This is a genomic window from Amycolatopsis rhabdoformis (assembly GCF_035918295.1).
In the GTDB taxonomy this organism is placed as follows: Bacteria; Actinomycetota; Actinomycetes; order Mycobacteriales; family Pseudonocardiaceae; genus Amycolatopsis; species Amycolatopsis rhabdoformis.
Window position 1 is genome coordinate 9109908 of record NZ_CP142149.1, and the last position, 23149, is coordinate 9133056.

Sequence of the window (23149 nt, forward strand, 5' to 3'; positions counted from 1 at the left end):
AGGCTACTGGGCCGGCCGGCCCGCTCCGGCGTAATCGTCGCCACGCGAGTGGTAGGTGTGGATCTGGATGGCCTGGCCCTCGGTCGGCGCGTTGATCATCAGACCGTTGCCCAGGTACAGGCCGACGTGGTGGATGCGGGTGGCCGGGGAACCGTAGAAGACCAGGTCGCCCAGCTGCGGTTCGCCGGTGACGGGCGGCAGGGAGCGGAATTGGCTGTCGGCGGTGCGGGGCAACGTGACACCGGCGCTGTCGTAGGAGGCCTTGGTGAGGCCGGAGCAGTCGAAGCCCGCGGCGCCGGCGTCGGGCCCGTTGCCGCCCCAGACATAGGGCAGACCGAGCTGGCCGAGGGCGAAGCGGGTGGCACGGACGGCCGGCGAGGACGCCTTCGCCGGGTCCAGCGAGAGCGTGGCGTAGAGCTGGGCGTTGCCGAGCACGCGCTGGCGGAAGAGCTCGCTGTCCTTGCTCGCGTACGCGGCGATCGACTTCCACCAGCCGGTGCCGGCGGAGAGGTCGGCGCCCCCGGCGCAGAGGGCTCGACCGGCCGCGACCGAGGCCGAGTCGGGATCGGTCAGCGCCGGCTTGTCGATGCCGGGCACCTTCGCGCCGTACTTCTTCCACGCGGCCGGCGAGAGGCCCATCGGGTTGTCGCCGTGGCGGCCGTGGTCGGAGCCGGCCTCGCCGACGCCCGCGAGCGTGACCCACGAGAGGTGGCAGCCGGGGTCTTCGGAGCGCAGCGCGAGCTCGCCGTTGGCGTAGCCGATCAACGCGGCGGCGGGGATGTCGAGCGGGCCGGAGAGCGACTCGGCCCACTGCTGCAACGGCGTCTTCCCGCCGCCGCCCGACGCGCCCTGCCCGGGTTCCTGCGCCGCGACCGGCGCGCTCACCTGGAGCACCGACGGTCCCGCCGTGGCGGCAGCGGCGGCCGCCGCGACGGGAGCGGGCGGCGCGGGTCGGTCGCGGTCGGCCACGAGCCAGCCCGCGGTGGCCAGGCCGGCCACGAGCGGCAGCGCGACGAGTCCACGGTGGACGGCGCCGCGAGCCCACGACTTGCCGGCGACGGCAGCTTTCGAATCCGGGACGGCCACCGGTTCCGGGACAGCTTTCGGCTCGCGCGCAGCGGCCGATTCGGGCACGGCTGGTGAATCGGGCACAACGCTGTGCTCGGGGTCAGGCGGCGTCACGGCGTCCAATCTAGAAGAGCGCACCTCTGCGTAACGAGCGAGTGGCTTGCACGTTAGGGGGACTCTCATATTCTGGGCACATGTCTGGCATGGACGCAGCGCGACTGCGGGATGGACTCGGCGATCGGTACGCCCGCGTGGACCTGGTGGAGACCACCGGTTCCACCAACGCCGACCTGCGCGAAGCCCTGGAAAACGGCGCTGCGGACCGCACGGTGCTGCTCGCCGAACAGCAGACCGCGGGGGTCGGCCGGCGGGCCCGGTCGTGGAGCTCGCCGAAGGGCGCCGGGCTGTACTTGAGCGTGGCGCTGCGGCCCGCTGGGGTCCCGTTCGCCGCGTTGGGCTCACTGTCCGTGGTGGCGGGGCTCGCGGTGCGCGCGGTTGCCGCCCAGATGGGTGTTGACGCGGTGTTGAAGTGGCCCAACGACGTGCTGGCCGGGCCCGAGCGCGCCAAGTGCGCGGGGATCCTGGCCGAGGCCGTCGCGGGCGCCGAGCCCGGCGTCGTGCTCGGTATCGGCCTCAACGTGCTGCCGCTGGGGGAGGACGTGCCGGCCGGGCCGGGCGGGCTGCCCGCGACCTCCCTCGCCGAACAGGGCGCCGCCGAGCCCGACCGCACCGAGGTGGCGATGGCCCTGCTCACGCGCTTCGCCGACCTCGAACGCCGCTGGCGCGCCGCGGTCGGTGACCTCACCGCCGCCGGCCTGCTCGACGACTACCGCGCCCACTGCGCCACCCTCGGCCAGGAGGTGCGGGTGGAGCTGCCCGGCGGCCGCGTCCTCACCGGCCGCGCGGCCGACCTCGACGCGGCCGGGCAGCTGCTGGTCGACGCCACCGACGGCCGCCGCGTGACGGTGTCGGCCGGCGACGTGGTGCACGTCCGACCGGCCTGACCCCAATCGCGCCGCGGGCGGGCCCGCGCCGGTACGGTGAGTCGACCAGCGCAGACACGAAACAGGGGAGCGTCCGCCGTGGCCTATCCGGACGATTTGCTGAGCCAGAACGAGCAGGTGGTGGTGCACAGCCACCCGCACTTCAAGATGCTGATTTTCCCGTTCGTGGCCTTCGTGATCACGATCGCGGCCGCCGTGTGGCTGATCCTGCTGGCGCAGGACGCGGCGCCGCCGTGGAACAACGTCGGGATGATCGCCATCGGCGTGGTGGCGTTGGTGCTCGTGGTGTGGCTGTTCCTCGCGCCGGTGGTGCGCTGGCGGACCACGCACTTCATCGTGACCACCGACCGGCTGATCGCGCGCGAAGGCGTGGTGAAGCGCACCGGCATCGACATCCCGATGTCGCGCATCAACAGCGTCCAGTTCGAGCACGGCCTGCTGGACCGAGTGTTCGGCTGCGGCACGCTGATCATCGAGTCGGCGTCGGACGAGCCGCTGAAGTTCGACGACATCCCCCACGTCGAGCGCGTGCACACGGTGATCTACCGCGAGGTCAACGACAACCCGTACGACGACTACCGCGGCGCGCCCGGTGCGGGGCCGCAGGGCGGTCCGCAGGACACCGAGCCGCTGCCGCCGAACCACCCGCCGCGCGGAAGGCGGCGCTGACGTGGGCGCCCGCGAAGTGGGCCTGCCCGAACGCGTCCCCGCCGAGGGACTGCCGGCGCGCGTCACGATCTGGGAGGTCGGCCCGCGCGACGGCCTGCAGAACGAGAAGTCGGTCGTGCCGGTCGAGGTGAAGCTCGAGTTCCTCGACCGCCTCGCCGGCGCCGGTCTCACCACGCTCGAGGCGACCAGCTTCGTGCACCCGAAGTGGGTGCCGCAGCTCGCCGACGCCGAACAGTTGCTCGCCGGCCTCGACCGCCGCGAGGGCGTGCGCTACCCGGTGCTCGTGCCCAACGAGCGTGGCCTCAACCGGGCGCTCGACGCCGGCGTGTCCGACATCGCGATCTTCGCCAGTGCCACCGAGACCTTCGCCCAGCGCAACCTGAACTCCACGCTCGACGAGCAGTTCGCGATGTTCGAGCCGGTCGTCACGCGGGCGCGCGCCGAAGGCCTTGACGTGCGCGGCTACCTGTCGATGTGCTTCGGCGACCCGTGGGAGGGCGTGGTGGCGGCCGAGCAGGTCGTGCGCGCCGGGCAGCGGCTGCTCGACTTCGGCTGCTCGCAGCTCTCGCTGGGCGACACCATCGGCGTCGCGACCACGGGCCAGGTCACGCGGCTGATCGAGACCTTCGGCAAGTCCGGTGTGGACGTTTCGACACTGGCCGTGCACTTCCACGACACCTACGGCCAGGCGCTGGCCAACACCGAGGCGGCCCTGCGCGCCGGCGTGTCCACTGTGGACTCTTCGGCCGGCGGCCTCGGCGGCTGCCCCTACGCCGAGTCGGCCACGGGCAACCTCGCGACCGAAGACCTCGTGTGGCTGCTCGAAGGTCTCGGCGTGGAGCACGGCGTGGACCTCGGCAAGCTGGTGGACACGAGCGTGTGGATGGCGGAGCGGCTCGGCCGTCCCTCGCCTTCGCGGGTCGTGAACGCGCTCGCCGGCTGACGGTCCGGGTGTTCCGGTAGCCCGGCACCGGGCGTTGCTGACGCGGAAGATCGCCCGCGCCGGATAAGGTGGTTTCAGCACCTTGTCCGGCGTCGCGAAAAAGTTCCTCCTTTCGGGGAATTGCGGGGAACCGGGCGGCGCGGCGGACGTCTTTGTCGATGTCGGAGCAACCGAGAAGAGGGTGTCCGTGTCCGAACACGCCGAACCGGCCGACACCGACCTGGCCACCGGGCCCATCCGGGTGCCCGTGCAGTACGGCGGCTCGCTCGACGACCGGTTCGCCCGCGCGGCCGACGACGTTCCGACGCCCCCGACCGGCACCCGGCTCCCGCCGGTGCCGCAAGCACCGCCCCGGCCGCCGGGTGCGCGCGTGCCACCGCCGTTCCGGGCGCAGCAGTACCCCCCGCATCAGGTCTATCGCGGTCCGGCGCCGCACCCGTACGCCGCGCCGCAGCCGCCGCCACTTCCGCCGATGGGCGCACTGCGCACCGAGCGCGAGAGCGTGCTGGCGCTGTTCCTGGTGCACATGTTCCCGATCGGGCACCTGCCGGTGGCGGCGGACCGCCCGGCGCTGCAGCTGCCGTTGCCGGACAACGGTTCCGGCCCGTTCGACCACCCGGACTCGGCGCTGCTCGACGACACCGCGACGCTCGAGTACGTGTCCCGCGGCCTCCGTCGCACGCCCGCGCCACCCGCCGACCCCGAGCCGCCCGCCGCCGTGGTGGCCGGCCACGAGCCGGCCGACGGCGACACGTGGCCACCGGCGGTGGCGGAGAACGCGGTGGTACTGCCCGAAAACACCCTGCTCGACCGGTTCGGCGACGAACACGGCCGCCTCTTTCCCCCGACGGCACGCCGTTCGCGCAGCGCTCGCTGCCGGACTCGGTGCGCGACGCCGGCTACCGGCGCTACCGCGTGGTGAAACCCGTGCCGATGTGGCGGTCGACCGCCGCGGCGTGGGCCGGCCGCCCGGGCGGCGGCACCCGCTACCGCGCCGTGCTGGCCGCCGACGAACTGGTCACCCTGGGGTTCCTGGCCGACGTGACACGGGAGACGCGATGAACACCCAGTCGATCCGCCGCTGGCTCGACCGCCTGGGGGTGCCCGCGGAAGTCGTGTCCGTCGGCACCGAGGCCGACAACGCCTGGTGCCTCATGCCCGCCGCCGACGAGGGCTGGGAAGTCTTCTGGCGCGAGCAGGGCAACCGTTACGACTGGGCCCGCTTCACGTCGGAGCAGGTCGCGTGCCACTACCTCTTCGGCCGGCTCGCGTGGTCGCAGGTCGCCCGCGGTGCGGTGGGCGTGTTGCCGGGGACTCCCTGAGCCTGGGCCGGCTGCGTTCGGCGAAGTCGCCTTCACGGATCAGCGTCCGTGAAGGCGAGCAGCACCTCAGCGCTTCAGAATCCCCAACGCCGCCTCGTGCAGCAACCCGTTCGACGACAACGCCGACCCGCCTTCATACGTCGCCGCCCCCGTGAGGTCGCTGAACCGACCGCCGGCCTCCGTCACCAGGACCTGGGCGGCCGCGACGTCCCACGGGTTCACGATGCATTCGGCCGCGAGGTCGAGCGCGCCCTCCGCCACGAGGCAGTGGTGCCAGAAGTCGCCGAAGGCGCGGCTTTCCCAGCAGGCCTCGGTGAGCGCGAGGTACTTCTCGCGGGAGTGGTACTCGGTCCACGAGTTGAGGTCCGTCGTGGACAGGTAAGCGTCTTCGAGCGTCGCCACGGCCGACACGGACAAGCGGCGCGAACCGGCGACGTCGCTGCTGTACGCGCCGTCGCCGCGGGAAGCCCACCAACGGCGGCCGAGCAGGGGCGCGCTGATCATGCCGACGACGGGGGAACCGTCCTCGACCAGGGCGATCAGCGTGGCCCACACCGGCACGCCGCGCAGGAAGTTCTTGGTTCCGTCGATCGGGTCGACCACCCAGGCACGCCCCGTCGCGCCCGCGGTACCGCCGCGTTCCTCGCCCGCCACGGCGTCGCCGGGGCGCTCTGTGGCGAGGATCGCACGGATCGCATCCTCGACCGCGGTGTCGGCATCGGTCACCGGGGTGCGGTCGGGTTTGCGGGACACCGAGAGGTCGAGCGCGCGAAAACGCGCTGTGGTGATCGCGTCGGCGGCGTCAGCCAGCCGGGTGGCAAGGGTCAGATCATCCTCGTAGCCAGGCACGGTCACGATGGTTTCACGGGTGTTCGCCGTAAGGTTGCTCAGGTGAGCATGGTCCTACTTGCCGAAGACGACCCCACCATCGCCGAGCCGCTGTCCCGGGCGCTGCAGCGGGAGGGGTACGAGGTCGAGGTCGTCACCGACGGACCGGCGGTGCTCGGCGCCACCTCCGCCCACCGCGTCGACCTGCTCGTGCTCGATCTGGGCCTGCCCGGCATGGACGGGCTGGAGGTGTGCCGCAGACTCCGGGCCGGTGGCACGGAGCTGCCGGTGCTCATGCTCACCGCCCGCACCGACGAGGTCGACTTCGTGGTGGGGCTCGACGCGGGGGCCGACGACTACGTGGCCAAACCGTTCCGGCTGGCCGAGCTGCTCGCCCGCATCCGCGCGCTGCTGCGCCGCCGGGTGCCGGAGGTGCTCGAGTCCGGTGGGGTCCGCATGGACCTCGGCGCGCGCCTGGTCACGGTGGACACGCACGAGGTGCAGCTGGCGAACAAGGAGTTCGAGCTGCTGCGCGTGCTGATGAGCCGCGCGGGCCAGGTCGTGAGCCGCGACGAGATCCTCGCCGAGGTGTGGAACGAGCTGGAGTCGAAGACGTCGAAAACGCTCGACATGCACATGTCGTGGCTGCGCCGGAAGCTCGCCGTGGCGGCGGACGAGGCGGCCGGGCGGCCCGCGAAGTCCACGCACACCGACGGCGAGCGGCGGATCGCGACCGTCCGCGGTGTCGGCTTCCGCTTCAACGTCGAATAGCCTCGCGGGATGAGCATGCGCCGACGCATCCTGATGGCGATCCTGTTGGCCGTGCTCGTCACCGCGGCGGTGCTGGGCATCCCGCTGGGCGTCACGGCCTGGCGGCTGGTGGAGAACCTCAACCGCGAGAGCCTGGCCGAGCGCGCGCGCAGCATCGCCGCGACCGTGGACACGCAGGTGGCCAACGGCCAGGACATCGACATCGAGCAGTTCCGTGTGGGCGTGCCGCACGGCGGCCTGCTCACCGTGCGCGGCGACGGCCTGATCGAGAAGCACCTCGGCGTCGACCCGGGTGCGGACCCGGTGGTCGAGCGGGTGCCGACCGCGCGCCACGGTGAAGTGATCCTGGCGATCCCGAGCGGCCCGGTGCGCACGAAGCAGACGCAGGTGACGCTGCTCGTGGTGCTGCTGGTGGTGCTGTCCGTCGGCACCGGCGCGGTGGTGGCCACGGTGACCGCGCGCCGGCTGGCGAAACCGCTGAGACACGTGGCCGACCGCGCGTCGCGCCTCGGCGGTGGCGACTTCCGGCCCGATCCGGGGCGCTACCGCGTGGCCGAGCTGGACATGGTCGCCGAGGCGCTGGACACGTCGGCTTCGGCGCTGGCGCAGCTCGTGCAGCGGGAACGGCAGCTCGTCGGCGACGTGTCGCACCAGCTGCGCAGCCGGCTCACCGCGTTGCAGCTGCGGCTCGAACCGCTCACCGTGCACGGCGATCCGGACGTGGTGGAGGAATCGCGCGCCGCGCAGGAGCAGGCCGACCGCCTGGCCGAAGCGCTCGACGAACTGCTCGCCGCCGCCCGCGCGGCGCGTGAGGTGGACGCCGAGCCCGTGGACCTGCCCGCGACGCTGCCGCAAGTCGCCGAGGAGTGGCGGCAGCTGCTGCGCGTCGAGGGCCGCAACCTGCGCCTGAAGATCGCCGACGGCCTCATGGCCCGCGCAACGCCGGGCCGCCTGCGGGAGGTCATCGGCGTGCTGCTGGACAACGCGCTGCGCCACGGCGCGGGCACCGTGACGCTGGCCGCGCGCCGCGGCGAGTCCGACGCCACCGTGGTCATCGAGGTCGGCGACACCGGCTCCGGCGTGCCCGACGAGATCGCCCCGCACATCTTCGAACGCGGCTTCTCCGGCGGCGGCTCGACCGGCGTGGGCCTGGCCCTGGCTCGCGCCCTCGTCGAGGCCGACGGCGGCCGGCTGGAGTTGTCGAACAAGCGGCCCGCGATCTTCAGTCTGTTCTTGAAGGTGCCGCGTCCGGACGATGTCGGTGAGGTGCGCTGGCCGGCGGAGCCCGTGCCGCGTTAGCGCGTCCGGCGCGGGTAGCGGCCGAGGTGAACCGCTTGCTGCGCCGTTTCGAGCAGCGAGAAGCCGTTGTCCACCATGCCCGCGACGACGATCCGCGTGCCGTCGCGGAGTTCGACCTTGCCGGCCGCGGTCCAGTTCGTCCCTCCGCTGCGCAGGTGCACGTAGGCGACGTCGGCCCACTTGACCGTCTTCGTTCCGTGGCGATCGGTGTGGACGAAACCGCCTTCGTGCAGCCGGAACTCCTCGTCGCCGTGGCGCCGGTCGTGCCGGCCGACGCTCAGCCCGCTCACCAGGGCGGTGAACGCGAGACCGGCGAGCGCCGCGTAGCCGCCGATCGGCACCATGTGGTCGCGGGAGTCGTCGCCGAGCGCGGTGAAGCCGAACCACAGCACGGCCACGAACCCGGCGAACCCGAGCACGGTGGCCCACCCCGCGCCGCGACGACGGCGGTGGCCCGACGAGCGGTGTACGGAGACCAGCGCACCCAGCTCGGCGGGCCCTGGCTTCGTCTCCCTGATCCCGGCGATCTGCCGCACCTGCCGGCGGCGGTGCGCTCGGGACGAACGGATCTTCGCGAAGGTGTACCAGGTCATCCCCAGCAGCCAGATCGCGCCGATGACGAGCACGTACGCGGGCACCGCCGGTTCCGCGTCCACCTGGCGCCCCCTTCCCGGCGCCGAGGCTAGAGCCGCGGCCGGGGACCGGTCCCCGGCCGCGGGGCCGGTCATCCGACGGCTTCGCGGGCCCAGTCGGCGAAGGTGAGCGGTTCGCGGCCGAGCAGCCGCGCCACGGTGTCGAACACGACGTGCTCGCGGCCGGCGGATTGGCGTTTCAGCTCGAAGGCGCCGTCGACCGCCCGCGCCGGCCAGCCCAGCGCGAGCAGGCGCGCGCGGGCGGCGGGCTCGGGTTCCTCGACGTAGCGCACCGGGCGGCCGAGTGCCTCGCCGAGGATCTTCACCTGCTGTTCCGGCGTGAGCGCTTCGCCGCCGGTGAGCTCGTAGGTGGCGCCTTCGTGGCCGGGGGTGGTGAGCACGAGCGTGGCGACGGCGGCGATGTCCCGCACGTGGATGAGCGCGGACGCCGGATCGCCTTCGGGCACGTACACCGCGCCGTCGGTGCGAGCGGATTGGAGCCAGAACCGGCGGTTGGCCATGAAGGCGCCGGGGCGCAGGATCGTCCACGCCGGACCGGCTTCGCGGATCGCCTGCTCGGCGCGGGCGTGGGCGAGGCTGATCGGGTCGGTCTGTCCGAAGTGGACGCCGGTGGTGGACAGCTTCACGAGCCGGCTCACCCCGGCCCGCGCCGCGGCTTGCGCGAGCGCGGTTTCCTGGGCCACGGTGTCACCGCCGTGGCCGGACGTGAGCACGAAAACGCGGTCGACGCCGGCCAGCGGCAGGGACTCGACGTGGTCGAGGTCGCCGCGCACCACTTCGGCGCGAGGGTCGACCACGGCGCGCGCCGGGTCGCGGGTGAGGGCGCGGACGGGGGCGCCGGCGTCGAGGAGAGCGGGCACGAGGGCGCGGCCGACCTTGCCGGTGGCGCCGAGAACGAGAATCACGAAAGAACTCCTTGAGGGAGAACGAAAACCCGCACAAGAGCGGGTGAGGGCACGAGACGGAAAAGGCTCCAACCGTCACCCGGCAACGGGTGCGGTCCTCTTCGCGCTCGGCGACCACCTCGGATTCGTCCCGCCGGCCCGGTCGAAGCCGGGGTGGCGTCTCAAGAAGGAACAACAACAACCAGGACAGTAGGCAAGTACTTGTCCGCGAACAAGCGAATTAGCGCGGCAGGCGCGTGACCTTCTCGCGCCGGCGTCCGCCCAGTTCGGCCGGGAACACCCACTTCTTGAAGCCCCAGAACCGGAACACCATCGCGAGCAGCATGCCGATGATCGAGCCGCTGGCGAAGTCGGCGAACTCCTGCACGAACCGCGACACGAACGGCTCTTCGAGGTGCAGCACGTAGCGCGAGGCGTACAGCGGGATCAGGTTCACCACCACGGCCACCCCGCTGATCACGAAGAACAACGCGGCCTCGTGGGTGCGCTCGCGCCCGCCGCGGGTACGGAAGGACCACTCGCGGTTGAGCACGTACGACACGATCGTGGCCACCACGATGGCGATGGCCTTCGCGGTGGTCGGCTTCGACTCGAGCACGGTGAGCTTGAGCAGGTACCAGATGCCGTTGTCGACGACGAAGGTCGTACCGCCGACGATCGCGAACTTCAGCATCTCCCGGTGCTTGATGAGCACCGAGCGCAGTGGCTCCGGCGTGCGGGCCAGCACGGTCTCGACAACGGTCACATCGGCCAGTTTAGAGAACCCGAGGTCACCCTGGGTCTCAGGCAGCTTTCCTGCCGGGAATGTCCGCATCGTCCGATGCCCGGACCGCACGCAAGCGGGCACCCTCCGTGGGGAACACCCACTTCTTGAACGCCCACCAGCGGAACAGCGTGCCCAGCAGCGTCCCGAGGATCATGCCGCTCACGAAGTCGGCGACCTCCTGGCCGAGCAGCGTGAGGTGCGGCATCTGCAGGTCGAGCACGTAGCGTGAGATCCACTGCGGCAGCGCGTTGAGCCCCAGCGCGACGCCGCTGATGAGGAAGAACAACGTGGCCTCGTGCGCGCGCTCACGGCCGCCGCGGGTGCGGAAGGACCACTCCCGGTTGGCGACGTAGGAAAAGATCGTGGCGATCAGCACGCCGATGATGAGCGCCGTGACCGGGTTGTTCCGGAGCACGGTGAACTTCAGGACGTAGGTGATCGCCGTGGTGATCAGGAAGCTGATTCCGCCGACCACGGCGAACCGCAGCAGCTCGCGGTGCTTCGCAAGGAACCCTCGCACCGCACGGACGCTACCCCCTCAGCCAGTCGAAAAAGCCGCGGGGCTCGATCGACGGCGGGGTGTCGCCGGGTTTGCCGGAGTTGCCGTTTCCGGGGGTCGGCGGCGCGCTCGTGGTGGCCGGGGGTGTGCTCGGCGGGGTGGTGGTGATCGGCTCGGTCGGCTTCGCGGGCGGCGTGCTCGACGTCGGCTCGTGCTTGTGCGTCGGCTTCTTCGACGGGCTGGACGAGGTGGGGCTGTCCGAAGACTCCGGGGTGTCCGAAGACGGCGTGTCCGAAGACGGGGACGGCGTCGGCACCCCCGTGGTCGGGTACGGCACCTCGCAGATGCCGAGCCAGCAGCCGAACGTGACCTGGGCCTGCTGCGCGGCCTTGCCGAGCGTCGCGCTCACGGTCACCGGCGCGTTGTGCGTGGGGCGGCCCTTGAGCCGCACCCACAGGTTCACGTGCTGGCCGGGTGCGAGCGCGCCACGCGTGGTGCAGGTGGCGCCGGTGCCGGTCGAGTGGCACGGGAAGCCGCTGAGGCTCCACGACTGGTACAGCGCGTGGTCGAACGTGACCGTGACCGGCTTCGTGGTTTTCCCGGTGTTGCGCACGCGGACGTAGACGAGCGGGTTGCGCGTCCACGGGAACGCCGAGAGGCCGTCGGTGTCGGCCTGCAGCGCGAGCACGTCGGGCGGCGCCTTCACGGTGACCTTCACCCTCACGGCGACCTTGATCTTCGCGCCCGCGGTGACCGAACCGGTCACGGTGCCGCCCTGCGCGGAGTCGTCGGCCTGCAGGCGGAAGGTGAGCACGGCCGTCTGGCCGGGCTGCAGGCCCGAGCCGGTTTTGCAGGTCACGGTGCCGGTGCCGCCGGGACAGTCGACGTTGACCTGGCTCGTCTGAGTGTCGGCTTGGCGTGAGAACCCGCCCACGGCACCGCCGCCGCCACCCGCGGGCACGGCGGACACGCCGGGCGGCAGGTTCAGCGCGACGTCGACCGGGTCGGACGGGCTGCCGCCGTCGTTGCGGACCGTGATCGGCAGGGTGACCGGCCCGTCGCCGGGCTGCAGCTCGAGGCCGTCGGGCGGCGTGGTCGCCGACATCTTCGCGGGCTCGGGCTGCGCCGGGGGAGCGGCGGGCGGCGGCACGACGGGCGGAGCCGCGGGCGGCGGCACGGCCGGGGGCGCCGGCTGCGCGGGCGGCGGCGCCTGCGGAGGCGCGGGCGGTGCGGGAGGCGCGGGCTTGGCCGGCGGCGGCACCACGGGAGCGGCGGCCGGCGGCGGCACCTGCGCGACCGCCGGGATCTCCTGCGGCGAACCGGCCGCGGCCAGCGCGACCGCCACCGCCGCCACGATGGCGGCACCGGAAGCGGCGACGCCCACGAACTGCCGGGGCGCGGCGGCCGCTGCGGCGGCACCGGCCTTGGCACCACCCGCGGCGGCCACGCCGGCACCGGCGGCGACCCCGGCCGTGGCCGCGCTCGCCTTCGCGGCACCGATCGTGGCGAGGTAACCCAGCGCGGCACCACCGAGCACGATCGGGGCGATGATCGCGCGCAGGCCACCGTTGACGTCGGCCAGCTCGGCGGCCAGGGCGCGGCAGTCCTCGCACTCGTCGAGGTGGGTCTCCACCTGGGCGCGTTCGCGTTTGGACAGTCCGTCGCGCGTCCACGCGCCGAGCCGTTCGGCCGTGGCGTGGCAGCGTTCGGCGGCGGTTTCCTGCAGGTGCACCTGGAGATACGCCTGGCGCAGGCCCTCGCGGGCGCGGTAGGCCAGCGCCGACACCCCGTTGGCGGTGAGCCCCAGCAGCGGCGCGACCTCGGCCGGGCTCTGCTGCTCGATCTCGGTGTGCCACAGCACGGCCTGCCAGCGTTCGGGCAGTCGTGCGAACGCCTTCGCGGCCATCGTGCGCTCGAGCCCGGCCACGGCGGTGTCGGAGAACGGCACGGTGAGCGCTTCGCCGACGGCACCGCCGACGTCGCTCATGTCCTCGTTGAGGTCGACCCGGCGGTCGCGGCGCGTCTTGTCGTAGGCGGTGTGGCGCAGCGCCGTGAGGAGGTAGGCGCGGAACGCGGTGTCCGGACCCTTGCCGCCGCGCAGCGTCTCGAGCACCTTCGAGAAGGCTTCGGACACGAGGTCGTCGGCCTCGGAGCTCGAGCGCGCGAGCTGGCGGGCGAGGTTGTGGGCGGCGCCGCTGTGCCGTTCGTAAAGGGGCCCGTAGCTGGCGATGTTCCCGGAGCGGACCTCGGCGATCAGCTCGGCGTCGCTCTTACCGGACAGATCGGCGGGAACGGTGGACACAGGGCTCCTTCATCTGGCGCACGCGGCTTGGCCGGCCACGATCTACCTCGGTAACGCGAGCACAAGTGTGACGGACGCGGCGATACGCGTCACCTCGTGGTCGGCGTGTTGACTCCGTCGGCGCAACAAGTTCACCCGGCTCTGGGGTGTGTCGCTGCGAACGTGTCGCGAAAAAGACCCCGGAACGCCGTCACGCGGTCGGGTGCTCGACGTCCCCTGAGTGGAGCAAGACAAGATCGACATCGACCGGGAAGGAGCGGTGGCCAGTGGACGTACCGGCGACCGGGGCACTGTCCGGTCCCGCCGGCGAGCAGGAACCCCGCGCCCGGTTCGACCGGGACCGGAACCTGCGCGCGCTGCGGGCCCGTTGGCGCACCGCCAGTCTCGCCGCGGGATGGCGCTTCCCCAGCGACTGGGCACTGCCCGAAGTGGACGCCGTCTGCGCCGCCGTGGTCCGCCACGGCTCGACGGGCGCCGAGACGGCGCTGGCCGGCCTCGGTCGCGCCCGGGCCGCCGCGGGTGCGAACCTCGCCGAGACGCTGTCGGACCTGGCCGCGCTGCACGCCGTGCTCGACGACCCGGACGCGGTCGACGGGTTCGTTTCCCCGGACGTCGACGCCACCCCCGCGCGGTTGCTGCGCGTGACGGCGCTGGCGTGGGCGGACGTGGCGACGGACCAGCTCGTGCACACGGAGGTGACGGACCCGCTCACCGGCCTGCCGTCCGCGGCGTACCTGCGCACGCGGCTGGCCGAGGTGTACCGGGCCGAGGCCGCGGACGAGTACCTCCTGCTGGTGGTGGCGATGGACTTGACCACCGTGTCGGGCTGGCCGCGGCTGACCGGGATGATCCTGGTCGCCGACGCGTTGCGCGCGGTGTTCGACACCGGCGAGAGCCACGCGACCCTCGGCCCCTCGGTGGTCGCCGTGCTGTGCCGCCGCGACGACCGGCTCGCCTCCCGCGGCGTGGCCCTGCGGCGCGCGCTGAACGACCGGCTGTCGGTGGACGCGCAGCTGCGCGAGGTGAACCGGCCGCGGATCTCGGCGGCGCGGCTGCCCGCTTCGCACGACCGGGCGTGTGACCTGCTGGCCGACCTCGGCCGCGGCTGACCCGGCTGATCGAACTCGGCGGTGCGGCGGATGTGGTTCTGATCCCGGCGCGGTGACGGCCCGCCGCCCGACCCATCGGGCCTGCTCCGGCGCGTTCATGATTTCCTGGTGGGGTGACCAGGACCGTACCCTCCGCCGTCGACGGCGAAGTTCCGGCGAGCGCCGCCCAGCCCCGGCTGGCCCTGCGCAAGTCGCTCGCCAGGCTGTCGGTGCGGCCGCGGTCGATCCTGATCCTCTCGGTGATCCCGCTGGTCGCGATCGGTGTCGGGCTCTGGGGCTGGACGCACGAGTGGGCGCTGGGCGTCGACAGCGCGGTCTACCGCGGCGGCGCGCTCACGCTGCTGCACGGCGATTCGCTGTACGACACCAACACGCTGTCCACCGAACCGTGGTGGGCGCTGCTGCCGTTCACGTACCCGCCCACGGCCGCGTTGTTCTTCGTGCCGCTCGCGCTCGTGCCGACGCAGGTGGCGTGGGGGTTCCTCACGGTCGTGTCGCTGGGCGCGCTCGCGCTTTCGGTGCGCATCTCGATCGGCGCGCTGCCCAAGCCGGCCTCCGACGGGCCGCGCTGGTGGGCTTCTCCCGCGCGCTCGACGATCGTGTTCTTCCTCGTGTTCCTGGGCCTGGAACCGGTGTGGCGCACCATTTTCCTGGGCCAGATCAACCTGATCCTGATGGCACTGATCCTGCTGGACATGCTCGTGCTCGGTGCGCGGGGCAGCCGGTGGGGCGGCGTGCTGGTGGGGGTCGCGGCCGCGATCAAGCTGACGCCACTGGTGTTCCTGGGGCACCTGTTCATCACCGGCCGCCGCAAGGACGCGCTGCGCGGGCTGGCGACGTTCGTCGTGCTGCAGGGCCTGATGTTCCTGATCAACTCCCACGACGCGTGGCGCTACTGGACCTCGACGCTGCCCGACACCGGCCGCATCGGGCCGGTGCACTGGGCCGGAAACCAGTCGCTCAACGGGCTGATGAACCGCGCGACGGACCTCGCGCCGTGGGCGTCGAAGGCGGCGATGGGCGTCGGCCTGCTGCTGGCGATCCCGGCGCTGTGGCTGCTGATCCGCTTCCACCGCCGCGGGCAGGCGCTGGCCGCGCTGCTCGTCACCGCGTTCTGGACGCTGCTGATGTCGCCGATCTCCTGGTCGCACCACTGGGTGTGGGTGGCGCCGCTGATCGTGCTGCTCGTGTCGCGCCTGCCGAAGACGACGCCGGCCACGGCGTGGAAACGCTGGCTGGGCACGGGGTTGGTGGCGTTCGTGTTCGTGAGCTGTGTGCTCCTGATCCTGCCCAACGGCCGCAACGTGGAGCTGCACTGGAAGGTGTGGCAGAACGTGCTCGGTGACGCCTACATCCTGATGCCGGTGGTACTCGGCGTCGCGCTGATCGTGCGCTGGGGGATACAGCGCCGCGCCCGCAACCGTGCTTCTGGGGAGGCCACCGACCGTGCGGACACCACGCCCGCTCTTTGACCCGCGGCTGCTCACGCCGCCCTTGATCGCAGCCGTTCTCGGCCTCGTCGTCTGGCTCACGCACCGCCACGTGGGCGCCGACGCGTCCGTGTACCGGGCCGGCGCGCTGACCCTGCTCAAGGGCGAGCCGCTCTACACCAGCGCCGACCTCACGACGCTGCCCGACTGGGTCCGGCTGCCCTTCACCTACACCCCCGCCGCGGCCGCGTTGTTCCTGCCGCTCGCCCTGGTGCCGGCCGGGCTGGAGTGGGGTGTGCTGACGGTGCTGTCGGTCGTGTCACTGACGGTGGTGATCGCGGTCGTCGCGCGCCCCTCGCGTTGGTGGCTGTTGGGCGCCACTGGCGCGGCGCTGGTGCTCGAACCGGTGTGGAAAACGCTGTCGCTGGGCCAGGTCAACCTGATCCTGATGGCGTTCGTGATCGTCGACGTCCTCGTTCTCTCTGCCCGGAACTCGCGCTGGGCGGGCGTGCTGATCGGCGTGGCCGCGGCGGTGAAGCTGACGCCGTTGATCTTCGTGCCGTACTTGTTTTTCACCGGCCGCTGGAAGGACGGACTGCGCGCGCTGGGCACCTTCGTCGCCCTCGAAGCGGTGATGTTCGCCGTGATCCCGCACGACGCCTGGCTGTTCTGGACCAAGGCCGCCACCGATCCCAGCCGCGTGGGCTCCGTGACGTGGATCTTCAACCAGTCCCTGAACGGCCTGGTCAACCGCGCCTCGGCCCTCGCTCCGTGGTCGCTGACGGTGGCCGTGGGGGTGGGCGTGGTGCTCGCCGGGCCGGCCGTCTGGCTGGTCGTGCGTTACTCCCGCCGCGGCGAACCGCTGGCCGCTCTGCTGGTCGCGGCCTTCTACGCGCTGCTGCTTTCGCCGGTGTCCTGGTCCCACCACTGGGTGTGGGCCGTGCCGCTGATCGGCCTGCTGGTGGTCACGGGCCGGCGCTGGTGGGCCCTCGCGGCCGCGGCCCTGTTCGCCTCGCAGATCGTGATGCTCGTGCCCAACGGCGGCGACGTCGAATTCACGTGGGGCCTGGGGTGGTCGATCCTGGGCAACGCTTACGTGGTCGCGGCGGCGTGCGGGATCGTCGGGCTGGCGGTGCGTGAGCTGCGGTTGAGCGCCCCGGTGGCGACGCTGGCGAAATAGCCTCGCCGCTCCCCAGCGTCGAATCCGCGTCGTACAGTGGAACGACTGCCGGGAGGTGCATGGCGGTGGTGAACGGCGACACGGCCGAGCGGGCCTTCGCCGGACAGGCGTGGCGGGAGGTGTACACACGGCTCACCGGGGGCCGGGTGTCGCTCACCGCGGAAGATCTCGTGCGCCTTTCGACGGCGGCTTATCTGCTCGGGCACGACGAGGAAAGTTTCGAATCGCGAGAACGCGCGTACCTCGAGTACGTGCGGGGTGGTGGGCCGGCCGAGGCTGCCCGATGCGCGTTTTTCCTGGCCCTGCCCCTGCTGCTGCGGGGTGAGCCGGCGCGGGCGAACGGCTGGCTGGCGCGGGCGCGTCGGCTGCTCGACGAGCACGGGCTGGACTGCGTCGAACGGGGTTACCTCCTCGTCCCGGTCGGCCTGCAGAGCATCCACAGCGGTGACACCCGCGGCGCGCACGACGTGTTCACCGCCGCCGTGCGGATCGCTTCCCGCTTCGGCGACCCGGACCTGTTGGCGCTGGGCCGGCACGCGCAGGGCCGGGCTCTGATCAAGCTGCACCGCGCCGCCGAAGGACTGGCCCTGCTCGACGAGGCGATGGTCTCGGTGACCTCCGGCGAGGTGTCGCCGATCCCCGCCGGGGTGGTCTACTGCAGCGCGATCGAAGGCTGCCACGAGGTTTTCGACGTGATCCGGGCACAGGAGTGGACGGCGTCGCTGAGTGCGTGGTGCGCGGCGCAACCGGACCTGGTGCTGTTCCGGGGCCAGTGCCTGGTGCACCGGTCGCAGGTGCTGCAGGCTCTCGGCGCGTGGCCGGAAGCCCTGGTGGAGGCCCGCCGTGCTGCCGAGCGGCTCTCCGGTCCGCGCCGTCAGCCGGCGCTCGGCATGGCGCTGTACCAGGAGGCCGAGCTGCGGCGGCTGCGCGGCGAGCTCGCGGCGGCCGACGACGGTTACCGGAAAGCCGCCGAGTACGGCCAGCCCACGCAGCCCGGCTGCGCGTTGCTGCGCCTGGCCCAGGGCCGGACGGCCGCCGCGGTCTCGGCGATCGGCCACGCCGTGGCCGAGGCGGCGGACGACCACCTCGTGCGCGCCCGGATGCTCGCGGCGCAGGTGGAGATCGTGCTGGCCGCCGGAGAACCGGGCGCCGCTCGCGCCGCGGCTGACGAGCTGACGGTGATCACCGCCGAAATCGGGATGCCGCTGCTGCGGGCGACGGCCGCGCACGCGCGGGGCTCGGTCCTGCTGGCGGAGGGCCGACCCGCGGCCGCGCTGGCCGAGCTGCGCGCTGCGTGCGAGGGATGGGCCGAGCTGGACGCGCCGTACGACGGAGCCCGCTCGCGCCTGCTCATCGGCCGGGCCCGGCAGCTGACCGGTGACGAGGACGCGGCCGAGGTGGACTTCGCCACCGCGCGCGAGGTGCTGCACCGGCTCGGCGCGTGCACCAGCGTTGCGCCGGCCCCGCCCACTTCGCTGACCGAGCGCGAGCTGCAGGTGCTGGCTCTGGTGGCCGAGGGATTGTCGAACCGGCAGATCGCGGCGCGGCTGGTGATCAGCGAACACACCGTGCGCCGGCACCTGCAGAACGTGTTCGCGAAGCTCGGCGTGCCTTCACGCGCCGCCGCGGCCACCCACGCGGTGCAGCACCACCTCATCTGACCCGCGCTCATCTGACCCGTGGTACGGACGGACCATCCCGCCCTGGACCGAAGTGGTACGGCTGTTCGATGCCACGCGCGCCGGCGGCTCCTAACGTGCTGGTCAGGAGGTGTCACTGATGAACGAGCACACCGAGACCGTGATCATCGGAGCGGGGCAAGCGGGCCTGTCGGCCGGGCACTACCTCGCGCAGCGGGGCCGCGACTTCGTGGTCCTCGACGGCAACGACCGGATCGGGGACAACTGGCGCTGCCACTGGGACACGCTGCGGTTGTTCACCCCGGCCCTGGCGGCCGGGCTGCCCGGCCTCGCCTACCCGGGCCCGCCGATGCACTACCCGACCAAGGACGAGATGGCGGACTACCTCGAGACCTACGCCCGCAAGTTCTCGCTGCCCGTGCGGGGTGGGCAGCGCGTGGCGAGCGTGCGGCGAACCGGGGCCGGTTACGAGGTGCGCACCGGGACCACCACGTTCACCTGCGACAACGTGGTGGTCGCGACCGGCACCTTCGGCCGGGCGCCGAAGGTCCCGGAGTTCGCCGACCGGCTCGACCCCGGGATCCGGCAGCTGCACTCCAGCGAGTACCGCAACCCGGCGCAGCTCAAGCCCGGGCCGGTGCTGGTCGTCGGCGCTTCGCACTCGGGCGGCGACATCGCGTACGAAGCCGCTCGCGCGGGCCATCCGACGGTGCTCAGCGGGCCGATTCGCGGTGAGTTCCCGTTCGACATCAACCGGCGCCCGGCCCGGGTCATCTTCCCGGTGCTGTTCTTCGCCGCCCAACACGTGCTGACCCTGCGGACGCCGCTGGGCCGGGCGATGCGGGCCGAGATCCGCGCGCACGGCGGACCGTTGATCCGGGTGAAGCGCGCCGACCTGACCCGCGAGGGCGTCGAACTCGTCGCCGACCGCACGACCGGCGTCCGCGGCGGTGCGCCCGTGCTCGCCGACGGCCGAGCGCTCGACGTGGCCAACATTGTGTGGTGCACCGGGTTCCGCCAGGACTTCTCCTGGATCGCCCCACCGGTCACGGACGACTCGGGCTGGCCGCGTGAGCAGCGGGGCGTGGCGACCACGGCACCGGGGCTGTACTTCGTGGGGCTGTCGTTCCAGTGGGCGTTCTCCTCGATGCTCGTGGGCGGCGCCGGGCGCGACGCCGAGTACGTCGTGAAGCACTTGGCCGCGCGCACGAAGGCCGCGGCCGGCGAGCGGCACGGACGTGCGCGCCTGGGTGCGGGCGCCGGTGGCGGGGCTCACTGAGCCGGTACCCGCAGCTCCGCCGGGGGTCGCCCAGTAATCTGAGCGGCGCTATGGACAAACGAACCGGTCTTCCCGTGGTGGGCATGGTGGGCGGTGGGCAGCTGGCCCGCATGACGCACCAGGCGGCGATCTCGCTCGGTCAGTCGCTGAGAATCCTGTCGGCGGGTGCCGACGACTCGGCGGCGCTCGTGGCGTCCGACGTGGTCATCGGGCACCACACCGACCTCGAGGCGCTGCGCAAGTTCGCCCAGGGTGTCGACGTGCTCACGTTCGATCACGAGCACGTGCCCGGCGAGCACCTGCTCACGCTCGTGATGGAGGGCGTCGTGGTGCGGCCGGCGCCCTCGGCGCTCGGGTTCGCGCAGAACAAGCTCGTGATGCGCGAGATGATGGCCGGGATGGAGGTGCCCGGGCCGGACTTCGCCGAAGTGTCCACTGTGGACGACGTGATCGCGTTCGGCGCGGCGCACCGGTGGCCCGTGGTGCTGAAGGCCTCCAGCGGCGGCTACGACGGCCGCGGCGTCTGGATGCTCGACACGGCGAGGCAGGCGCGCGAGGTGGTGCCGCGGCTGCTCGACGCGAGCATGGCGCTGCTGGTCGAGGAGCGCGTGGAGATGAAGCGCGAGCTCTCGGCGCTGGTCGCGCGCTCGCCGTTCGGCCAGGGCGCCGCGTACCCCGTGGTCGAGACGGTGCAGACGGCCGGAATCAACACCGAGGTGCTCGCGCCCGCGCCCGGCTTGTCCGAGGAACGCGTGCACGAGGCGCAGGACCTCGCGCTGCGCATCGCGTCGCAGCTCGACGTGACCGGACTGCTCGCGGTGGAGCTGTTCGAGACGGACCGGGGCCTGCTGGTCAACGAGCTCGCCATGCGCCCGCACAACTCCGGCCACTGGACGATGGACGGCGCGCGCACGTCGCAGTTCGAGCAGCACCTGCGCGGCGTGCTCGACTACCCGCTGGGCCGCACCGACCTCGTCGCGCCCGCGTGTGTGATGGCCAACGTGCTCGGCGCCGACGTCACGCCGCAGATGAGCCCCGACGAGCGGGTGCACCACCTGTTCGCGCGCTTCCCGGACGTGAAGATCCACCTCTACGGCAAGCAGGACCGGCCGGGCCGCAAGCTCGGCCACGTCAACTTCGTCGGCGACGACATGGACGACCTGCGCAACCGCGCGCTGCTGTCGGCCCACTGGCTCTCGCACGCCGTGTGGCTCGACGGCCACGAGATCCACTGACACCCCACTCGAAGGGAACACACATGGCGCCGCAGGTGGGCGTGATCATGGGCAGCGACTCCGACTGGCCCGTCATGGAGGCCGCCGGCCAGGCTCTGGCGGAGTTCGACGTGGAGTACGAGGTCGGCGTCTACTCCGCCCACCGCACGCCGCAGCGCATGCTGGACTACGCCGCCTCCGCCGCCTCGCGCGGCCTGCGCGCCATCATCGCCGGTGCCGGCGGGGCCGCGCACCTGCCCGGCATGGTCGCCTCTGCCACGGTGCTGCCGGTCATCGGCGTGCCGGTGCCCCTGAAGTACCTCGACGGCCTCGACTCGCTGCTGTCCATCGTCCAGATGCCCGCCGGCATCCCCGTGGCCACGGTCTCCGTCGGCGGCGCGCGCAACGCCGGCCTCCTGGCCGTGCGCATCCTGGCGGCTTCGGACCTGCAGCTGCAGTCGAAGCTGTCCGCGTTCCAGGCGAGCCTGGAGACGATGGTGCTGGAGAAGGACGCAGCGCTGCGCGAGAAGGCCGGCCAGTAGGTCAGGGCAGCTGCTTGCGCAGCTCCCGCTTCAGCACCTTCCCCGCGGCCGACACCGGGATCTCGTCGACGAAGTACAGCTCCCGGATCCGCTTGTACGGCACCACCTTCTCGTTCACGGCGGCGATCAGCCCGGCCGCGTCAAGGTCGGCGTCCGGCTGCCGCACCACGAACGCGACGGGCAGCTCGCCGACCTCGACCTGCGGACGGCCGACCACCGCGGCCGCGGCCACGCCGGGCAGTGCGATCAGCAGCTCCTCGAGCTCGCGCGGGAACACGTTGTAACCCTTGTACAGCAGCATGTCCTTCTTGCGGTCCACAATGGACAAGTAGCCGTCGTCGTCGAGCACGCCGATGTCGCCGGTGTGCAGCCAGCCCTCGACCAGGGCGGCGGCGGTTTCGTCCGGCCGGTTGCGGTAGCCGCGCATCATCTGCGGGCCGCGCAGGCAGACCTCGCCCTCGGCGCCGGCGGGCAGCGGAGTCTCGTCCAGGCCGACGATCTTCACCTCGGTGTCGAAGATCGGCCCGCCGACCGAGCCCACCTTGCGCACGCCCGACCGGTACGACGGCGAGATCACCGCGCCCATGGTCATCTCGGTGAGGCCGTAGCCCTCGGCGATCACCACGCCGGGGAAGCGTTCGTGCAGCGCACGGATCATCTCGTGGTTCATCGGCGCCGCGCCGGAGCCGATGCTGCGCACGGACGACAGGTCGGCGGTGTGGAACGCGGGCGTGGCCAGCAAGGCAGCGAACAGCGCCGGTGCGCCGCCGAGGGAGGTCACGCGCAGGCGCTCGGCGTCGGCGACGTACGCGGCCGGGTCGAACCGCGCGTGCAGCACGGTCCGGTTGCCGCTGAGCAGCAGGGCGTTGAGGCCGGCGATCACGCCCATCGCGTGGAACCACGGCGTGAGGTTGATGGCGACGCCGGTGCCGAGCCGGCCGGGCCACTCTTCCTCGCTGCCGATCTGGTCGAGGATCACGTCGCCGTGCGGGTCCAGCACGGGCACCGAACCGCTGCTCCAGCAGGCGCTCTGCAGTGTGTTGGCCACGATGTTGGCGTGCGTGAGCTCGACGCCTTTCGACCGGCCGGTGGTGCCGCCGGTGTAGGCGAGGTGGGCGAGGTCGTGGTGCACGTCGATGGCCACTTCGGGCCGGGTGGCGGGGGCTTCGGCGAAGAACTGCTTGAACTCGACGACGTCGGTTCCGCCGGCCGTTGTTGTCGGGGTTGACGGTGCTGTCGGTGCTGTCGGTGCGACCACGATCGTGAGCCGGGCCGGGATCCGGTCCGCGACGGCGGCGACCGTGCCCGCCACCGGCCCGAACGTGACCACGGCGGCGGCCTCGCAGTCGGTGAGCTGGAAGGCGAGGTCGTCGGGCGGGAGCAGCGGGTTCGTGGGGCTGAACGTGGCGCCGGCGAGCAGGGTGCCGTAGTAGGCGATCGGGTAGGCGAGGCAGTTGGGCAGGTGGATCGCCACCACGTCGCCGTGCCCGATGCCGCGGGCGAGCAGCGCGTTGGCGAACTTGCAGGCGCCTGCGTACGTTTCGGTGTAGGTGAGGCTGTCGTCGCCCATGGCGAACGCCGTGCGATCACCGAAGCGGGTGGCGGCGCCGGCGAGTATCGAACCCACCGGGACCTCGGGGTAGTCGAGCGAAGCGGGCAATCCGGGCGGCGGGGTCGACGCGGTGATGGCCATCACCCGACCTTACGAAGAGTGCGGTCAAGGACA

Annotated in this window: 23 protein-coding genes; 15 read left to right on the forward strand and 8 right to left on the reverse strand. The window is 72.2% G+C overall.

Annotated features, from left to right (window positions below; genetic code table 11):
- Positions 1–3: 3 nt before the first annotated feature.
- Positions 4–1086: a C40 family peptidase gene (locus VSH64_RS42400; protein WP_326568352.1), complete on the reverse strand. Its 1083-nt coding sequence runs from the start codon at positions 1084–1086 to the stop codon at positions 4–6.
- A gap of 176 nt (positions 1087–1262) precedes the next feature.
- Here VSH64_RS42400 and VSH64_RS42405 point away from each other — a divergent pair, with 176 nt between their 5' ends.
- The 6 genes from VSH64_RS42405 to VSH64_RS42430 all read left to right on the forward strand — a co-directional run bounded on the left by VSH64_RS42405 (position 1263) and on the right by VSH64_RS42430 (position 5006).
- A complete protein-coding gene (locus VSH64_RS42405) occupies positions 1263–2072 on the forward strand; it encodes a biotin--[acetyl-CoA-carboxylase] ligase (RefSeq protein ID WP_326568353.1) in 810 nt (269 codons plus the stop codon).
- A 78-nt stretch (positions 2073–2150) separates the two neighbouring features.
- Positions 2151–2741 (forward strand): PH domain-containing protein, encoded by a 591-nt coding sequence (locus VSH64_RS42410; protein ID WP_326568354.1) that lies wholly within the window; start codon positions 2151–2153, stop codon positions 2739–2741.
- 1 nt (position 2742) lies between these two features.
- Complete coding sequence (locus tag VSH64_RS42415; RefSeq protein ID WP_326568355.1) at positions 2743–3684, forward strand: hydroxymethylglutaryl-CoA lyase; 942 nt, start codon at positions 2743–2745, stop codon at positions 3682–3684.
- Between the two features lie 187 nt (positions 3685–3871).
- On the forward strand, positions 3872–4606 hold the full coding sequence (locus VSH64_RS42420; protein WP_326568356.1) for a hypothetical protein: 735 nt from the start codon (positions 3872–3874) through the stop codon (positions 4604–4606).
- On the forward strand, positions 4570–4746 hold the full coding sequence (locus VSH64_RS42425) for a TNT domain-containing protein (RefSeq protein ID WP_326568357.1): 177 nt from the start codon (positions 4570–4572) through the stop codon (positions 4744–4746). The genes VSH64_RS42420 and VSH64_RS42425 overlap by 37 nt, the downstream gene beginning before the upstream one ends.
- Positions 4743–5006, forward strand: a complete 264-nt coding sequence (locus VSH64_RS42430) for a hypothetical protein (RefSeq protein ID WP_326568358.1) — start codon at positions 4743–4745, stop codon at positions 5004–5006. Before VSH64_RS42425 ends, VSH64_RS42430 begins: the two co-directional genes overlap by 4 nt.
- Before the next feature lie 66 nt (positions 5007–5072).
- On the opposite strand, the gene hisN is transcribed toward VSH64_RS42430, so the two are convergent.
- Positions 5073–5861, reverse strand: coding sequence for a histidinol-phosphatase (gene hisN / locus VSH64_RS42435; protein WP_326568359.1), 789 nt, complete (start codon positions 5859–5861; stop codon positions 5073–5075).
- 42 nt (positions 5862–5903) lie between these two features.
- Here hisN and VSH64_RS42440 point away from each other — a divergent pair, with 42 nt between their 5' ends.
- Positions 5904–6605, forward strand: coding sequence for a response regulator transcription factor (locus VSH64_RS42440; RefSeq protein ID WP_326838192.1), 702 nt, complete (start codon positions 5904–5906; stop codon positions 6603–6605).
- 15 nt (positions 6606–6620) lie between these two features.
- Positions 6621–7904 carry an ATP-binding protein gene (locus VSH64_RS42445; RefSeq protein ID WP_326838193.1) on the forward strand — a complete coding sequence of 428 codons (1284 nt, stop codon included), beginning with the start codon at positions 6621–6623 and terminating at the stop codon, positions 7902–7904.
- Here the strand turns inward: VSH64_RS42445 and VSH64_RS42450 are convergent.
- The 5 genes from VSH64_RS42450 to VSH64_RS42470 all read right to left on the reverse strand — a co-directional run bounded on the left by VSH64_RS42450 (position 7901) and on the right by VSH64_RS42470 (position 13029).
- Positions 7901–8560 carry a hypothetical protein gene (locus VSH64_RS42450; RefSeq protein ID WP_326568360.1) on the reverse strand — a complete coding sequence of 220 codons (660 nt, stop codon included), beginning with the start codon at positions 8558–8560 and terminating at the stop codon, positions 7901–7903. The two genes, VSH64_RS42445 and VSH64_RS42450, sit on opposite strands and share 4 nt — an antisense overlap.
- A 68-nt stretch (positions 8561–8628) precedes the next feature.
- The gene (locus tag VSH64_RS42455; RefSeq protein WP_326568361.1) at positions 8629–9462 is read right to left on the reverse strand and encodes an NmrA family NAD(P)-binding protein; all 834 of its coding nucleotides are present in this window, start codon (positions 9460–9462) and stop codon (positions 8629–8631) included.
- Between the two features lie 220 nt (positions 9463–9682).
- Positions 9683–10207: a GtrA family protein gene (locus VSH64_RS42460; RefSeq protein WP_326568362.1), complete on the reverse strand. Its 525-nt coding sequence runs from the start codon at positions 10205–10207 to the stop codon at positions 9683–9685.
- 37 nt (positions 10208–10244) lie between these two features.
- Positions 10245–10748, reverse strand: coding sequence for a GtrA family protein (locus VSH64_RS42465; RefSeq protein ID WP_326568363.1), 504 nt, complete (start codon positions 10746–10748; stop codon positions 10245–10247).
- Positions 10749–10758: 10 nt separating this feature from the next.
- Positions 10759–13029 (reverse strand): sigma-70 family RNA polymerase sigma factor, encoded by a 2271-nt coding sequence (locus VSH64_RS42470; RefSeq protein ID WP_326568364.1) that lies wholly within the window; start codon positions 13027–13029, stop codon positions 10759–10761.
- A 266-nt stretch (positions 13030–13295) separates the two neighbouring features.
- On the opposite strand from VSH64_RS42470, the gene VSH64_RS42475 reads away from it, so the two are divergent.
- From VSH64_RS42475 to purE, 7 genes are all read left to right on the forward strand, one after another.
- Positions 13296–14138, forward strand: coding sequence for a GGDEF domain-containing protein (locus VSH64_RS42475; protein ID WP_326568365.1), 843 nt, complete (start codon positions 13296–13298; stop codon positions 14136–14138).
- Positions 14139–14251: 113 nt separating this feature from the next.
- A complete protein-coding gene (locus VSH64_RS42480; protein ID WP_326568366.1) occupies positions 14252–15610 on the forward strand; it encodes a glycosyltransferase 87 family protein in 1359 nt (452 codons plus the stop codon).
- 22 nt (positions 15611–15632) lie between these two features.
- Complete coding sequence (locus VSH64_RS42485; RefSeq protein ID WP_326568367.1) at positions 15633–16748, forward strand: glycosyltransferase 87 family protein; 1116 nt, start codon at positions 15633–15635, stop codon at positions 16746–16748.
- 59 nt (positions 16749–16807) lie between these two features.
- Positions 16808–18409, forward strand: a complete 1602-nt coding sequence (locus VSH64_RS42490) for a LuxR family transcriptional regulator (protein WP_326568368.1) — start codon at positions 16808–16810, stop codon at positions 18407–18409.
- 118 nt (positions 18410–18527) lie between these two features.
- Positions 18528–19667, forward strand: a complete 1140-nt coding sequence (locus tag VSH64_RS42495; RefSeq protein ID WP_326568369.1) for a flavin-containing monooxygenase — start codon at positions 18528–18530, stop codon at positions 19665–19667.
- Between the two features lie 50 nt (positions 19668–19717).
- Positions 19718–20902 carry a 5-(carboxyamino)imidazole ribonucleotide synthase gene (locus tag VSH64_RS42500; RefSeq protein ID WP_326568370.1) on the forward strand — a complete coding sequence of 395 codons (1185 nt, stop codon included), beginning with the start codon at positions 19718–19720 and terminating at the stop codon, positions 20900–20902.
- 23 nt (positions 20903–20925) lie between these two features.
- Positions 20926–21423, forward strand: coding sequence for a 5-(carboxyamino)imidazole ribonucleotide mutase (gene purE / locus VSH64_RS42505; protein ID WP_326568371.1), 498 nt, complete (start codon positions 20926–20928; stop codon positions 21421–21423).
- 1 nt (position 21424) lies between these two features.
- Here purE and VSH64_RS42510 read toward each other — a convergent pair whose 3' ends face one another.
- The gene (locus VSH64_RS42510) at positions 21425–23116 is read right to left on the reverse strand and encodes a class I adenylate-forming enzyme family protein (RefSeq protein WP_326568372.1); all 1692 of its coding nucleotides are present in this window, start codon (positions 23114–23116) and stop codon (positions 21425–21427) included.
- Positions 23117–23149 lie beyond the last annotated feature (33 nt).